The 15,002-nt window shown below is 38.7% G+C and carries 12 protein-coding genes and 1 pseudogene; 8 read left to right on the top strand and 5 right to left on the bottom strand.

Features of this window, described 5'->3' with window-relative positions; genetic code table 11:
- Positions 1-32: 32 nt before the first annotated feature.
- The 5 genes and pseudogenes from DX130_RS24095 to DX130_RS24075 form a co-directional block, all read right to left on the bottom strand.
- A complete protein-coding gene (locus tag DX130_RS24095; protein ID WP_116049727.1) occupies positions 33-1,604 on the bottom strand; it encodes a hypothetical protein in 1,572 nt (523 codons plus the stop codon).
- A gap of 515 nt (positions 1,605-2,119) precedes the next feature.
- A pseudogene (locus DX130_RS27535) lies at positions 2,120-2,279 on the bottom strand (DapH/DapD/GlmU-related protein); the annotation flags it as partial.
- A 645-nt stretch (positions 2,280-2,924) separates the two neighbouring features.
- Positions 2,925-5,465 (bottom strand): CDP-glycerol glycerophosphotransferase family protein, encoded by a 2,541-nt coding sequence (locus DX130_RS24085; RefSeq protein ID WP_165861440.1) that lies wholly within the window; start codon positions 5,463-5,465, stop codon positions 2,925-2,927.
- 132 nt (positions 5,466-5,597) lie between these two features.
- Positions 5,598-5,801 carry an FkbM family methyltransferase gene (locus DX130_RS27495; protein ID WP_476703830.1) on the bottom strand — a complete coding sequence of 68 codons (204 nt, stop codon included), beginning with the start codon at positions 5,799-5,801 and terminating at the stop codon, positions 5,598-5,600.
- Between the two features lie 68 nt (positions 5,802-5,869).
- The gene (locus DX130_RS24075; protein WP_116049722.1) at positions 5,870-6,376 is read right to left on the bottom strand and encodes a hypothetical protein; all 507 of its coding nucleotides are present in this window, start codon (positions 6,374-6,376) and stop codon (positions 5,870-5,872) included.
- 382 nt (positions 6,377-6,758) lie between these two features.
- On the opposite strand from DX130_RS24075, the gene DX130_RS24070 reads away from it, so the two are divergent.
- The 8 genes from DX130_RS24070 to DX130_RS24035 are packed head-to-tail and all read left to right on the top strand — an operon-like array spanning position 6,759 to position 15,000.
- Entirely contained in the window at positions 6,759-7,745 is a 987-nt protein-coding gene (locus DX130_RS24070; protein WP_116049720.1) for a GHMP family kinase ATP-binding protein, read from the top strand.
- A 24-nt stretch (positions 7,746-7,769) separates the two neighbouring features.
- Entirely contained in the window at positions 7,770-8,705 is a 936-nt protein-coding gene (locus tag DX130_RS24065; protein ID WP_116049719.1) for an NAD-dependent epimerase/dehydratase family protein, read from the top strand.
- The gene (locus DX130_RS24060; protein WP_116049717.1) at positions 8,705-10,042 is read left to right on the top strand and encodes an HAD-IIIA family hydrolase; all 1,338 of its coding nucleotides are present in this window, start codon (positions 8,705-8,707) and stop codon (positions 10,040-10,042) included. The genes DX130_RS24065 and DX130_RS24060 overlap by 1 nt, the downstream gene beginning before the upstream one ends.
- A complete protein-coding gene (locus DX130_RS24055; RefSeq protein ID WP_116049715.1) occupies positions 10,020-10,607 on the top strand; it encodes an SIS domain-containing protein in 588 nt (195 codons plus the stop codon). The genes DX130_RS24060 and DX130_RS24055 overlap by 23 nt, the downstream gene beginning before the upstream one ends.
- 39 nt (positions 10,608-10,646) lie before the next feature.
- Complete coding sequence (locus DX130_RS24050) at positions 10,647-12,182, top strand: glycosyltransferase (RefSeq protein WP_116049714.1); 1,536 nt, start codon at positions 10,647-10,649, stop codon at positions 12,180-12,182.
- A 12-nt stretch (positions 12,183-12,194) separates the two neighbouring features.
- Positions 12,195-12,908, top strand: a complete 714-nt coding sequence (locus tag DX130_RS24045; RefSeq protein ID WP_116049712.1) for a phosphocholine cytidylyltransferase family protein — start codon at positions 12,195-12,197, stop codon at positions 12,906-12,908.
- Complete coding sequence (locus tag DX130_RS24040) at positions 12,905-13,945, top strand: glycosyltransferase family 2 protein (RefSeq protein ID WP_116049711.1); 1,041 nt, start codon at positions 12,905-12,907, stop codon at positions 13,943-13,945. The genes DX130_RS24045 and DX130_RS24040 overlap by 4 nt, the downstream gene beginning before the upstream one ends.
- Positions 13,942-15,000: a glycosyltransferase family 2 protein gene (locus DX130_RS24035; protein ID WP_165861439.1), complete on the top strand. Its 1,059-nt coding sequence runs from the start codon at positions 13,942-13,944 to the stop codon at positions 14,998-15,000. Before DX130_RS24040 ends, DX130_RS24035 begins: the two co-directional genes overlap by 4 nt.
- The last annotated feature ends 2 nt before the right edge of the window (positions 15,001-15,002 follow it).

The raw sequence follows: 15,002 nt of genomic DNA, 5'->3' as shown, positions 1-15,002 counted from the left end.
AACTCACCCCAATCTGTAATTGGTTATTAATTTTATTTGCCATGAACTATTAATGAGTATAAAGATCTTACCTCGACATTATAATTTGAAGGTGTTAAGCTTATTAGTTTCTTATTTAATTCTGTATAGTTATCAATAATTGTTTGATTTTCATCCCTTAAAATTTTCGTTGTTTGTGTTTCTATGTCATAACCATCAAAACCAATTAAATAGATGTCACTTATATTAAGTATATCGGCAGCTTTTAAAGACATAAATAGAGGAGCATCTTTTATAATTACTTTGTTTTCAAGAAGGGAATCAATAGATGAAGTCTCAACTCTATAATAATTAGAATTTATTAGTTGTAAATCTATTTCAGCATCATCAGAAATTACAAAATTCAAGGATTTACTTTCACTAATATTAGATTTGATTTTTCTTACTTCTTCCCCAGGAAGGCAGACCAAATTATTTAATCCTGCTTCTAAAAACAGATTTAAGTGTTTTGTTGTAGATTGTATAAAAAGGACTTTAAATTTTTCGTCTAATATTTTCAGTCCATCCATGTGAAGAGGTACGGATGATCCTCCTCCAACTAATACAGAAAAATCATAATCATAATTTAATGTAATATTAGAGAGCCCCTGAATTTCACTAGATACGCTCCTTATCATTTCATTATGGATTTTATTCTTAATAATTTTTACGATATTATTAGTTGAAAAACGTTTAAGTGAAATAAGATCCATAACCTCTCCCTGTGGAAGTTTATTAAACCCTGAAATCATATAAGGTAATGATGTTCCCCATCCATAAACAGCTTTTAAACCATTAAATTTCTCAACCAGTTCTACTAAATTTGTATAATCTATGTCAATATCATTAGCAGCAGCCTTGTAAGAGCATATTATTTCAGTGCATAAATTCCCAGCCCCTCTACCCATTCCTGTTACAGTTGAATCAATTATGCTTACATCTGCATTTATTGCTTCCAAAGAGTTTGCATAAGCTAATTGTATATTGTCATGACCATGGAATCCAAAAGCTAAATCCTTATGTTCTTCTCTAATAGCCATAAATTTATCTCTAACTTCAGATGGTAAACAAGCGCCAAAAGAGTCAACTAGATAAAGAAAATCAATATTCGGTACATGGTCTAGGATATAGTTAACTTCATCGATAATTTCCTTGGAATCTTTTTGCGATAGATACATTAAATTCAATGCTACCTCAAGCCCAAGGTCTTTAACTTTTTCAGCAAATAATACGGCACTATGGATGTTGGTAGTGGAAACCGCAAATCTCACCATATCTATTTTCCCTATGCAATCCAATAATAAATGCTCTAATTCAACTACACTTGCAACATCTTTTGTGTTAAACATTATTGCTATTTTTATAGAGGAATTCAACTGCATCCTAATTCTATCTATAGTTTCAATTGGTGTATAAAAGTACTCACCCATGTACTTCTTTTTAGCAGGGCTTCTGTATCCAATTTCTATATAATCAATTGGCAATTGATTTATTGTTTCAATATACCTATCAACTAGTACTCTGTCGAAATCCCAGTTTGTATAATACCCACCATCTCGTAATGTGCAATCTAATATTTTTGTCATTATGTTATCCCTCTTTTCGACATTATTGAATCCCGTCACCTCAAGAGTACTCACTAGATTTATTCCAGTTTTGTACTTTAAGATACACTAATTTGCTCTGTAACATCTTACCTCGCTTGTGCAGGGCTTGGATCTGACCACGATTAATTGCTGAGAGATGTACAAAGGTTCATTGCTTTGTATTATTATGGGAGTGAGCCATTGGTGGTTCCTCCTGTTATGGATTGGTTTGCAAGATCTAATCCTTACATCGGTATTACCGTGGCTTTTGTTGATTTTTTATCTGTTGCATTTGATTCAAAATGAAGCTTAAAAAATATGATATGCACATTTGAAAATTTATACTAACGACTAAGCGGAGCCAATGCTGTATGCAGTGGCTCCGCTCCTTCAAACTTCTGTAAACCTGTTGATGAATTCTTTATTGTTCATAAAATATTTGCAGTTTGCCTTAATTTTCTCATCAGGCCAGTTCCACCATTGTATTTTATTCAAAGCTTCTATCTCTTCTGGCGCAAAGCGATACTTTATAATTTTAGCAGGAACACCGGCAACCACCGCATAGTCAGGAACATTTTTAGTAACAACCGCCCCTGCTGCAATAACAGCACCGTTTCCAATTGTAACAGATGGTAAAATGATGACGTTTGCACCCACCCAGACATCGTTTCCGATTATAACATCATCATTATTGGAGTTATCTTTATAATCCATAACTTCATCTTTTTCTAGTAATCCCGGTACTCTTTCCGGACTAAAAATTTCATTTTTATGTTTATATAGAAATGGATGTGTAGTTATAAAAGAAACAGGATGATTAGAGACAATTTGCGCTGTATCATTTATAGAACAATATGCGCCTATTCTAACCAGATTATTTATACCATTGCACAGTGCTTTATAACCGTATGAATATTTCCCCACTGTCACACCATTACAAATATGCTCCTTGGTTGTATCCGAGAATCTCCAACTTGATACAACTGAACAATAATCTACAAATTCTACCAATCCCAGAGCAGATAATTGCTTTGATATATCTACATAGTAATATGATGCAACTAGAATAATATCATTGCTATTGAAATCTGCTAACACTTCAGGACTTTTTACCTCTGTTCCGGAAATTGTCTGATTCCACTTGGAGCTATCGTTATCCAAGAAATAAACATTAGAAATATTCAATTGCTTTAATGCAAATAAGGTCATTTTCCCTCCCTTACTTACACCAAAAATGTAGACCTTCCTCTTCTTTCTTATTTCCTCCAGCAAGTCCATTAAGGAACATATTATTTCTTCATAGATCAAATGAGCTCCCCCCTAGCGATTTAAATATTCGGCAACATAGCTCCATATTTTCTCTCCGCTAGTACCATCAGCGTTTGCAATACTTGCACATGCTTCCTCACACTGCTTATTGCTCCAATCGCCTTCATCTGCCATACAGACCATATCAATAAAGGATTTTAACGGCAAACTCCGATTATCAAAGGTGCTTCTCAAATCTGCCCCCTCTTGAGGAGGATTCGGATACCGGCTAACAAGAAGTGTTTTTCCATCTTGCGATCTTGACAGCTTCACTTCTATTTTCTTTATTTCTCCTGTTATGAGATGGACGCCTAGCATAGCTGGGGCCGTAATCGGGCAGAACCAAATCCAATCCTTGTTAATAATCGCCCCCGAAAAAAGCTCTTGGTTAGCATTCAAAGCTCGATTACGCTCGATCGAATCAAACGGAAACGATGAATTAATCGCTGCCCAAGCCGATTTTTTCAGTTTAGAATATGCTGCAGTCATTTCTCCAGTGCTTGATGAAATTTTCATAATCATATTTGCATCACATGGAACCAGCCACACATTTTCACCATCAAAAACTGCACTGGAAAATGGCCGTTCTCCCTCTTTGAAGCCTTTAGGCCAGTCGTCAAATATAAATGTATCATTTGATTCCGGGTCCCACTTAATTACTTTAGGTGTTTGCGTAACTATCCATAATGCTTGTCCATCAGAAGTAATAGCGCTTATAGACTCTTGAAGGAAGCTTAGCTCATGAACCATCATTTCTCCCGAAATAAGATTCATTTGAATAAGTGCCTGTCTTCCATTCAGAGCGATCCAAAGATAATTATTATGAATAACACCATTCGAGCAAAACAATCCCTGATCCGCACTCATTATAGTATCTGAACAAAGCTTATAACCTGTCATCTCTCCTGTTTCCATATGAAGCCGTACAATCATATTGGACTGGGCAGGCAGCATCCATAAATAGTGATCATGCTGTATACCCGTAGTAAAATGATACTGCCCTTCACAGCGATAAGTTGATGGAAGGGAATACTCTTTCGTTTCTCCGGTTGTTTGATCGTAACGAAATACTTTAGAAGCCCTCTTAGGAACAAACCAAAGCGTATCCTGATATGCACAAGCTTTGGCATAGAGCTGAGGCTCCTTATAGATTTCTTGTGAAATAACTTTTGTAAGCCTCAACTGTTCCGATGCGAGGTCCAGCGCAAAAGCAGCGCCACGATTATTCGCCGGAAACAACAGCTCCTTATCGACGACAATACCTGGATTTACAGCGACCGGAATAGTCGTTTCTTCCTTATAGTCCAGCCAGGCAGGGCTAACCCCCCAATAGTCAAAACTTGATTTCATATTAGGCATTAGCTTTAATATTGGCTTTCCAGTTACAGCGTAGGAGGCAATTACTGAACTGAAGTCCCCGATATATGCATCAGAATGGATAATTGCTGTATACATATCCGAAGATTCATCGTAAACCGCATTTGACATTTTCTTAAATGCTTTTACAAGCGATAAGTAAGAATTAAGCAGATGAGGCTTCATCGATTTTATAGTTTGGATACTTAGCGGATGTGGACGCCAAATAATAGCGATATTTTTGTTTGTTTGAAAAGCGCGAAATATTTCCTGCATGCTTTTTATAATATCTTCGCGATCATTCATGATTCTTGCGATACTGGAGTTATATAAAAATACCTTTCGTCCGTTCAAAGCCGCTTTCCACTTTGCAGGCATCGGTGCATTGTTTTGTATTCTATTGTAGAGATAGTCCAGCTTGGGCGATCCCATAGAAACAACTTGCTCTGGCCGTATCTCTTTTGACTCCAGAATATCTTGACGGGCATTCTCTGATTGTACAAATATTTTCCAGCTATTTTTAAATGCCGGAAATCGTGCATGATCCGGAAATTTATCTGTCGAAATAAAATACGGGATATAGACTAGCTTGTCAGTGAATTTAATCAGATTTGAACTAAAGTATACCGGATGAACTCTTGTAACTCTGTTAAACTCATCATAAGGGTTATGAATAAAAATAACATCTGGATTTTGCAAGCTTAAATCATAATCTCTATAGGGAGTTATATCTACATAAGAAGGAAACCTGTCTCCTTCGTATTCATCAGTCAGTGCATTCAACTGCGGGTCGAGACTTTGATACGGTATCGGTATTGTACGAACAACACACGACGGATCAGCATGAGCAGCCCGCCATACACTATCAAGCGCATCCCACATATCAGCTTTATAAGGTAAGAACACAATTTCATAATGAATCTGCACTTTCTCAAATATCCATTGAGACAATGAGTCAGCCAATGTATAAGCCTTACCAAAATCCCCTTGTTTAATATGTATTTGGCAGGTCTCTGCCAGCGCTGCATATTCTTTATCTTCAACCTCTTCCATTACCGAAGAGACAGCCGAAATGCATGCCAGACAGTCATCCTGTAAAAAGCCTGCCGCACTTCCTGCAGGAGTGTTAAGATATTGCAGCGCTTCTTTTAATGTATCTACAAGCTCTATTGTTTGTTTTTTTCGTTCAACTCGCACAGGAAAACCCATCCTTTCTTTTTGTACTTATACGGTTCAATACTTAATTCAGACCTCCAAGTTGTCCGCACAGCGACAAGGAGGAACGGCATAAAGCACAAGCTCGTACGGATCATTCGAGTACTTTCAAACCTATAGCCGATCAGCAGGGAACTCTTTTAGTATGTAAAATGGAATTTCAAATAAATCTTCTGGTTTATGATAAATACATATTGCTAATATCGGAGTATTCTCTGATATGATCTGCTTTGCCCCGTAAAGAGAAGCCAGTTCACTACCTTCCACGTCCATTTTGATAAACGTAGGTCTCTCACTAATAATGACTTCGTCTAAAATACGAATATTCTCACTCTGAAGTCGGTCGGTTGTTGCCTTTAGCTTCTCAGGGGTCGGTTCAAATGAAGCTATTCCTCGTATATTGGGATAAGCTCTACAAAAGTTCTCCAGAGTATCCCATCGTACGCCCCACAGTCTACAATATAATCAGACTCTGTAATCGTAAACAAATCATTGGCCAGATATTGTTGCTTGAAACTAAAATAATGGGAATGATAAGTCTCTCCCGTCAATTTACTGCGAATATATTCATAGTACGATGCTTTGGAGAAATCGTCATATAGCATATCAATCACATTAAGATAATTTTCTTGATGAATAGCATACCTCATTTCCAATGCTATCGAATGAGGTACAGGTGCAAAATGGAGATTGAATTCCCATGATTCACATAACTTTATAAATTCAGTCTGAAAGTTAGAAACAGTGTTTAGGGATTGCGGGGTTACAACAAGATCTACTCGACCAGTCGTTTTTAATGCCAATTCCTCCAGTGAAACAACAGGTATTCCCCTTATGCTTCTCCCCTGCTTTTCGATACTTTGATCAACAAAATATTTAGGTGTGATCTTCATGTCTTCTATAATGTATTTTAACCACAGCCCCCCAAAATGAACGCTTCCATATATTGCTACAAATTCTTTATCATCACTAATCTGAGAATCCTTTAATGAGAGGGGAATTTGTTTTCTGTTAGCAATGAAACACTTGAAAACAGCTTTTGCAATTTAATATAATAACTCATTCTTTCATCACCCTGTTTCGACATTTTTTTATTCGGTTAGACGCATTATACCATAGAACGCGCAGCCTCAAGACTTATCCATCATGCAGCATCTACCTCATGTTAATAATATCCAAATGCATGTTTTAGCTAATACTTTCACTATATAATATCGATATATATAGAAGTGGAACTTAGGTTTTCCGCAAAAAAAATCAAAGGGTGAGTTTATTGTGATTATAACCAAGACTCCATTCCGTATAAGCTTCAGCGGAGGCGGAAGCGACCTGCCTTCTTTTTATGAAAAATATGGAGGCTGTGTATTAAGTGCTTCGATTAATAAATATATGTACATATCCATACATCCGTATTTTGATGCAAAATATACCTCCCTTAAATACTCGGAAAATGAAATTGTAGATGATATATCGAAAATAAAACATAAAATTCTTAATAGCGTATTAAATCAAAAAAATATATCTGGTGTAGAAATTAGCAGCACAGCCGATGTTCCCGCTGGAACGGGCTTAGGATCGTCCAGCAGCTTTACTGTAGGACTGCTTCACGCCTTATCATGCTATGAAGGTAAATATATATCAAAAGCGCAACTGGCAGAAGAAGCTTGTGACATAGAGATAAACAAGCTAGGAGCTCCGATTGGCAAACAAGATCAATATGCTGCTGCTTATGGAGGACTTAATTTTATTCGATTTAGTAGAACCGGCAGTGTATCAGTAGAACCTATTGTAATGAAGCCGGAAACCTATATGAAATTGCAAAGCAATTTGATGATGTTCTACACGGGAACGTCCCGCTCCGCCAACACGATCCTCACTGAGCAAAAGAAAAATATGAGTCAAGAAGACAAAACAAACAACCTCATTCAAATGTGCGGGCTGGCCGAGGAGATGAAGACAGCGCTTGAAGATAATGACTTATCCTCATTTGGTCAGATTATGAATCGGGGCTGGACTTTAAAAAAAACACTGGCATCAGGAATATCCAATCCTGATATCGACAGAGCATACGATATTGCAATGGAAAACGGTGCTCTGGGCGGCAAGCTTTTAGGTGCTGGAGGCGGAGGCTTCCTGTTGTTCTACTGCGAGCAGCATAATCAAGAAAAACTTAGAACAGCTATTGGCCTAAAAAAGATGAACATGAAATTCGAATATAATGGATCTTCTGTTGTTCATATTGGCGATGAGTACTGGGGTTAAATTAATGGGGAGGGACTTTATGCAATGAAGGTACTAATAGCAGGAGGCGCCGGATTCATCGGGAGCCATCTAGCCGATGCGCTGCTTGAGGAAGGACATAAGGTTGTGTGTATTGACAATTTTTTCATCGGCACAAAGAGAAATATTGAGCATCTTCAGACTCATCCTCACTTTCGGCTCTATGAGATGGATCTTTGCAATTTTGAAGCGCTGTCGAGTATATTCCAAGAGGAGAAATTTGATTTTGTTTTTCACCTTGCCGCTAACTCGGACATCCAAGCCAGTGCAAAAAATCCGCAAATTGAGTATGCTAACACCTACACAACGACCTTTAATATACTGGAATCTATGAGGATTTATCATGTTAATAAGCTGTTTTTCGCATCGACATCTGCTGTTTATGGCGAAAAAGAAGGCGCGCATGTAGACGAGAATTCCACCCCCCTCGAACCGATCTCGTATTATGGCGCTGCAAAACTCGGATCCGAGGCAATGATATCCGCCTACAGTTATATGAATCAAATATCTGCTTTAATTTTCCGGTTTCCAAACGTCATTGGCCCTAGACTGACTCATGGCGTCATTTATGATTTCATCAAAAAATTAAAGCATAATTCAAGCGAACTCTTGATTCTTGGAGATGGCTTACAAACAAAGCCTTACATGCATGTGTACGACTTGATACTTGGCATCATGTCACTAAAGGACAACCTTCCTGAAGGAATGTCTATCTATAACATTGGAGTAGATACGCAAACCTCTGTTACCAGAATTGCCGATATTATATGCGAAACAATGAAGCTTAATGAGGTAAAATATACCTACTCCGGCGGGCGCGGAGGCTGGAGAGGCGATGTCCCGATATTTGCATACAACCTTGATAAAATTCTTGCTACGGGTTGGCATGCGCGATGGACTTCTGATGAAGCAGTTGCTAAAACGGTTGAGGAGGTCCTCTGATGCAGGCTGTCATTATGGCTGGCGGCAAGGGAACACGTCTACACTCCATTACGAAAAACGAGATTCCAAAACCGTTGGCTCTTATAAATGATAGAGCGATTTTGGAATGGCAGATTGAGTGTCTAAAAGCCAATCAAATTTCAAAAATTATAATTGTGACTGGTCATCTGGGAGAAAAAATCGAAGCTCATTTCGGCAATGGAGCTGGATTTGGCGTAGATATCGATTATTATCGCGAAGTTCAACCGCTAGGCAGCGCAGGTGCTTTGCACTATGTAAAGGAATGGCTGACTGAAGATTATTTTTTGCTTGTATATGGGGATGTTCTTATCGATATCGACCTAATCCGAATGGAGCAGTTTCACATAGAGAAGCAATCGATGGCGACATTGTTTGTTCATCCGAATTCACATCCCTATGATTCTGATTTAGTGATGGCGGATGAAAGTCAGCGGGTAATCGGCTTCGACTCTAAGCATAACAAGCGAGATTACTGGTATAACAACTGCGTTAATGCCGGTCTATACATATTAGATAGTAAAATTTGTGATTTAGTAAACAAAGAAGAAACTGTAGATTTAGAAAAGGAGCTTCTATTTCCACTTGTTTCTAAACACAGTCCCATCTATGCCTATTCATCTCCTGAATATATTAAGGATGTCGGAACCGCTGATCGTTTTTCAGTTGCATCTGCCGAACTATCTAACGGCTTCGTAGCTGCAAGAAATTTAAAAAAGAAACAAAAATGCATATTTCTTGATCGCGATGGGACAATTAACCGCCATAAAGGACTTATCAGTACAGTGGATGATTTCGAACTCGAGGATTGTGCAATCGAAGCGATTAAGAAAATTAATCGTTCAGGTTACCTAGCCATCGTAATTACTAACCAGCCTGTAGTCGCGCGTGGACTTTGTGATATTTCTGAAGTTATTACTATTCATAACAAGATGCAAACTTTATTGGGTGAACATGGTGCAATTCTGGATGATATTCTATTCTGTCCCCATCATCCGGATAAAGGCTTTCCGGAGGAAAACATCCTCTATAAAATTCCGTGCAATTGTAGAAAGCCTGGCTTGGGGATGATCGAATCTTGTGTGAATAAATATAATATCGACCTTGCCGCCTCTTGGATTATTGGCGATACAACGATTGATATACAAACTGGAACAAACGCAGGAATGCATACTGCATTGGTATTAACCGGGGAAGCCGGCAAGGACATGAAGTATGATGTGCAGTCTGATCTAACGGGCAGCAATTTGCTTGAAGCGGTAGAGATTATACTTACTAGAGAGGATGAATTATTAAATGGATTATCGGGCAGACATTAAAACTTATATTGATCACGAGATTAATACATTGAGGAAATTAGATATTGATGCTATTAATGATGCGATGAACCTGATTTTTGAGACGTATGAGGCTGAGAAAACGATATATATTTTCGGGAACGGCGGGAGTGCTGCAACAGCTTCACACTATCAGAACGATTTCAACAAAGGAATCTCTGAGTATGTAGAGAAGAAATTCAACTTCTTATGTCTTAACGATAATATGGCAACCCTCATGGCGATTGCCAATGATATTGGATATGAGGAAGTGTTCCGATTCCAACTTCGCGGACGAATTAAACCAGGTGACCTTGTTATTGCGATTTCTGGGAGCGGTAATTCCAAAAACGTGATAAACGCAGTAGAGTATGCGAAAGAGCAGGGGAATAAAATCATTGGTCTGACAGGATACAATGGCGGAAAACTAAAACTTCTATCCGACTTGTCCCTGCACGCACCAATTAATAGTATGCAGATTACTGAGGATGTTCATATGATTCTCGACCATCTGATTATGGCTATCTTTTATAAAACACTTTGTGGGATCGATCATATTAAAGAATAATTAAACTACCAGGTATACCTTAATCGAGGAGGTCTTTGTTTGAAACGGCTTAGTCAAAATGAATGCGCATCTTCTGAGAACGACGAGCAGCTACTTGTGCTTATTCAAAATATGACCGGACACTGGGATAGATACGCATTCGCTGATATTCTTCAAGCATATCAGGAATTTGATTATTTACTCAAACGAAGCTTCCTGACATTAGTGAATAAAATGCCATCGGCGCAAGCGTATTCTATGCTCCATGAGATATGGGTAAGTGTTACAAAAGACATTCATCATTTTTTTGATGAGCATCATCTGTTCCCGGGAGCCAATGATTCGGTAAGGTTGAAAGATTTAATTGAGCTAAGCTTTTTTCAGGCAAAGGAGTTGCTTGTTAAAGGAACAGAACCAGTATCCATTACTCCTGTCGTTAGTGTCATACTTCCCGTCCATCGGGCGCAGCAGTACCTATGGGAAGCTTTGCGATCCCTTTACGAGCAGACATACCAGGACTTTGAGCTGATTATTGTGAATGGATATCAGAATGATGATCCCCTGGATTGTATACTATCTATTTTTAACGACAAACGCACGATAGTTGTTCAAGAAACTGCGAAAATTCGCCTGGGGGCCTCTCTAAATATCGGAATCAAGCAAGCTAGAGGCGAGTTTATTGCCCGGATGGATTCAGATGACATTGCCCATCCAGAACGATTTATGAAACAAATAGAGTTTTTCCTGATGAACCCGGATATCGATTTTTGCGGAACTCAATACCGTGCTTTTGGAACGACGAACAATTGGAACTACAGTCCTTTTCCACTAGAGCATAAAGAGCTCCAATGCCGGTCGTTAAAATATTGCAATTTTCTTCATCCTACAGTGATGTGGCGTAAAGCGAAATTTATGAAGAATAGTCTCTGGTATAATGAAGACGTTCTTGCTGAAGATACCGAATTATTTGCTCGCGTCGCTTTCTCATTAAAAACTGCGAATTTGGCGGAAGCTCTTCTGTTGTATCGTAGAGAAGGAACTAATCTTTCCATTACGAATCTTAAAGAAAAAAATCAAAACAATCAAAGCCTTGCGGTTGTACAAAGTATTCAGCTTGAGCAAAAAAATCTGGCTGCGCTCTATCAAACGCTTGATGAAGAGGAATTGCATCTGCTGCAGGGGAAAGAAAAGGATTCCTTCACTTATGGAGATGCGCTTAAAATATTTAGACGTCGGTTGGGGCGCGATGATTTATCGTCCTTACTGCCGCCTGATACAAACGAAGCTGCAGTCGTATTTCAGGTAAATGTAAAGGGCCGAACTCCTGTCATTTGGGGATACGGCTGGAATGGACAATTATTGGAGCATACTTTACAAAATCAAGAGTTTGATACATATCGCATTGTTGACCAGCGCATGCAGGAGCTTGGTATAAGACTTGATGCTCCTCAAGCAATGAGTATTGACGAATTAGATGGACAATCCGATTTATATTATATTCTTGTTTCAATGGACAGGCACTTTCCGGAGGTTACCAGTAGGTTGCAGCGGTATGGATATACATTGCAAAAAGATTTTGTCGAATATTTTCTTTAGGGAGCGACTCTTATGACAAAAGCAATCCTGATGGCTGCAGGCCGCGGTACAAGAATCAGCAGAGAAATTGATGGAAACTGCAAATGCACTTTAGATATTGGCGGTACAACATTAATTCGTCATACGGTTCAGATGCTGCTGGATCATGGAATCGAAGTGCATATTGTTGTCGGATACAATAAAGAACTAATAATTAATGCTCTTAAAGGACTGCCTGTAAATTATCATGTAAATTATTTCTATTTGGTAACCAACAGCCTGTCCTCTCTATGGTTTGCTAAGGAGCAGTTACATGGAGACTCCATTATTCTGGGCAATGCAGACGTTTTTTGGGAGAAAAACCTCCTCCCTCTTTTATTAGAAGACCCGCGTGACTGTGTTATGCTTTGTGACTCTAGCAGAGTTGAACAAGGTGACTATCTCTTTCGTGTTGAGAATGGTGCGGTACGTGAATTTGGCAAAGGCTTAGATAAAAATATAGCTAATTGCGAATATGTTGGACTTGCAAAAATTCAAGGCCCATTTATACGTGAATTTAAGTCAGAATTAGAATATATGATAGAAGCTCAGCGCCATAACGCCTGGTGGGAACAAATCCTTTATAATATGATACCGGCTCGCAACATTTGGACAAGTGATATTTCGGGTCACTTCTGGGCAGAAATTGATTACATTGAGGACTATCAACGTATTTTAGAATACAGGGAAAGGAAACTAGTGAAATGATAACGCCAAAAATCAGCATTGTGATCCCGGCATGGAATGCAGAGCAATATTTGGAACGTTGCCTGGACTCCATTAAGAAACAAACATTTACTGAGTTCGAGGTCATTATTGCAGATTCTGAATCAACAGACAACACCGCCGAAATTGCTCAATCGTATGCAAGAAGTGACGATAGATTTCGTTATGTAAAGCATGCCTTTGCCCCGCCTGGCATAGGCAGGAACTATGGCCTGGACATGGCCAGGTCACCGTATATTGCTTTTGCTGACACAGACGATACTTTAGAGCCGGATATGCTGGAAACTATGTATTCCGTAGCAATAACTGAGAATGCTGATATTGTGGTTTGTGATTTTAATATGATTTATCCTGATCATGATATACCGTCATTCTCATGTCTGGAGAATGATACGTTTATACTTACAGACGACAACTTTGCAAATTATTATTTCCAGTATAGTGCCGCTCCCAAACCAAACAACTATTTATGGTCTCGCTTATATCGAAGACAATTTATCCGCGATACTGGCATACGCTTCGCAGATACGAGATACAGTGAAGATCACTTGTTTAATCTTATGCTGAATTGTTATATGCCGAGAATATCACATATTGGAAAGTCTTTATACAACTATATTCAAAGAGACGACTCTGCTGTACGCCAAGGTGCGCGACTTGCCAATCATGGGGAGATTTTTTATACCGTCTTCGACTCTGCCAGAAAATATCTGCAGTCTGTCGGGAAGGGCTATGAAAAACCTATACTTGGAATTTATGCCTTTACCAGAATCAGGAGCATTGTTTTTTACGGACAATTGGCCGAGGTTTCGGCTGATAAGCTGCAGGAATCTATAACGAGCTTCCTATCTGGAGATAAAGTTGAGCATTACTTATCTCTTTGCTTGAAGGAAGGGTATTTAAACAGCTATTGTCGGATTCATAACATTGATGCAGCACAGGAGCAGCTATTTCATGAACTCATTGATTTATGCTTGAACAAAGAGAAGATTGCGCTTGACAGAGGATGGTTTTCATGACACCTTACGTAAGCATTATTGTGCCTATATATAATACAGAACGCTACCTACCCCGCTGTCTTGATTCTCTGTCTAGACAAACACTTGTTCATGCGGAAATTCTTCTTGTAATAGACAGAAAATCTAGTCAAGAAAGCTGTAAAATTGCAGAAGCCTATTGTGAAAAAGATAGTCGAATGAAATTGCTGCATTCCAACGTTCAAGGGGCTAGTGCGGTTCGTAATATTGGTCTACGTCATGCGACGGGTGAATATATCGGATTCGTCGATTCCGATGACTATGTAATGCCAGAGATGTTTGCTGACCTATATTCCTTTGCTTCTACTCATTCACTCGATATCGCAGTAAGCGGTATATGGAGAGACAATGCTGATGCAAAGGCATTGCAAGTCCACATGCTGTATCCTAATGAGATTACACGTATTCCGCAAACCTCGCGACAGGATTTTATGTATAAGTGGGTATTGTCGAATCAGGCCTACTTTGTTTGGAATAAATTATATCGCAAGTCGTTTCTGGATCAGCATGAATTGTTTTTTAATGAAAAAATAATAATTGGCGAAGACTCCGTTTTTAATGCGAATTGTTTTTCGCTAGCCGTGTCCGCTGGTTCTACAGAGAAGGCCTATTATATCTACTATAATCGCCAAAGCTCTCAAATGTATTCGATAGACACAAAACAACTTCAGCAAGATTTTCAGTTGCGTTGGGATGCTTTCAACAAATGTGCGGGTCGTATTTCTGAAGGCGATAACCTTATTGCCATCGCTTCACTAAGAATGGTTACCAATGCATTATTCATGTATAAAATTAAAAACCGCACTTTGGAAGAGGCCTGTGATTTCGTTGCTCAATTAATATCAAATCTTGAAATGCAGCCTTACATTGAAATTGCCTTGCAGCCAAATATACTAAGTGAATTTGCTATACAGTCACATATGGATGCGTCTGCTTTAAATAATTTCAAAAGATTTGCTGAATCCGTCTCCATGGGAAAAGACAAGCTGCTTGAATGGCAGCTATACTATAAAAATGTTATTGAAAAGAAGGGCTGACT

Source organism: Paenibacillus paeoniae (genome assembly GCF_003388735.1).
Classification (GTDB): Bacteria; Bacillota; Bacilli; order Paenibacillales; family Paenibacillaceae; genus Pristimantibacillus; species Pristimantibacillus paeoniae.
Note: the sequence above shows the minus strand (reverse complement) of the source record. Positions and strands in the feature narration are given on the sequence as shown.